Annotated in this window: 1 protein-coding gene; it reads right to left on the bottom strand. The window is 63.9% G+C overall.

Annotation, left to right across the window (positions count from 1 at the left end; all coding sequences use genetic code 11):
- Positions 1–139: 139 nt before the first annotated feature.
- Positions 140–616 carry a VOC family protein gene (locus FZN60_RS28530; RefSeq protein WP_158877798.1) on the bottom strand — a complete coding sequence of 159 codons (477 nt, stop codon included), beginning with the start codon at positions 614–616 and terminating at the stop codon, positions 140–142.
- Between the last annotated feature and the right edge of the window lie 310 nt (positions 617–926).

Genomic DNA, 926 nt, shown 5'->3' on the forward strand with positions numbered 1-926 from the left:
AACGTCCACCTGTCGCAGCTTGGCGACGATCTCTTCCGGGCTCGGCTTCTTCCTCGGCATTCTCGGCATCCTCCAAAGGCTCAAAAGCCTACTTCAGGGAGGGCCACTTTTCAGGGGGCAGACCAGATCTCGGTTCCCCTTAGCCGCGACGCGCCGCGTCTATGGCTGCCACATCAATCTTGCCCATCGTCAACATGGCCTCGAAGGCCCGCTTAGCCTCGTCACCACCCTTGGCCAGCGCCTCCGTCAGCGTCCGCGGCGTGATCTGCCAGGAGATGCCCCATCGATCCTTGCACCAGCCGCAGGCGCTCTCCTGGCCACCGTTCCCGACGATCGCGTTCCAATAGCGGTCCGTTTCTTCCTGCGTGTCGGTCGCGATCTGGAAGGAGAATGCCTCGCTGTGCTGGAAGGTCGGGCCGCCGTTGAGGCCGAGGCAGGGGATCCCTACGACCGTGAACTCGACTGTCAGCACGTCGCCGGCCTTGCCTGAGGGATAATCGCCCGGCGCCTCATGCACCGCCGTCACCCTGCTGTCCGGAAAGGTCTCGGCGTAGAAACGTGCCGCGGCTTCGGCCTCCCGATCATACCAGAGGCAGATGGTGTTCTTGGGACTCATTGTGCCCTCCTGCATCACGAGACGATGAGGAACGTCTGCCTTTCGCAGTCTCCGCGCAAGTATCAGCGGAGCGTGACCGCCAGGTGCATTCGGCGGATTCGACGCCATTGCACGCGGGCAGATCGGTTACGGCCGCCTCGGCCACGCGGCCGATGCTTGCGGCGCTTCTGCCGGTTTCACCTACGGTCGTGTCCCAGGTGGTGGTGTAGCTGAGAGGCGGTCATCGGCGGTTGCCGGTTAGGATCGGGTTGCGACAGCCAACCCCGAACCGAGAGACCACCGATGACCGACCCGATGATGGCCCTGCGGG

Source organism: Antarcticirhabdus aurantiaca (assembly GCF_009765365.1).
GTDB classification, from domain to species: Bacteria; Pseudomonadota; Alphaproteobacteria; order Rhizobiales; family Rhizobiaceae; genus Antarcticirhabdus; species Antarcticirhabdus aurantiaca.

Coding starts and splice junctions, on each gene's coding strand:
- FZN60_RS28530 (WP_158877798.1), bottom strand. CDS start 616: ATGAGTCCCAAGAACACCATCTGCCTCTGGTATGATCGGGAGGCCGAA.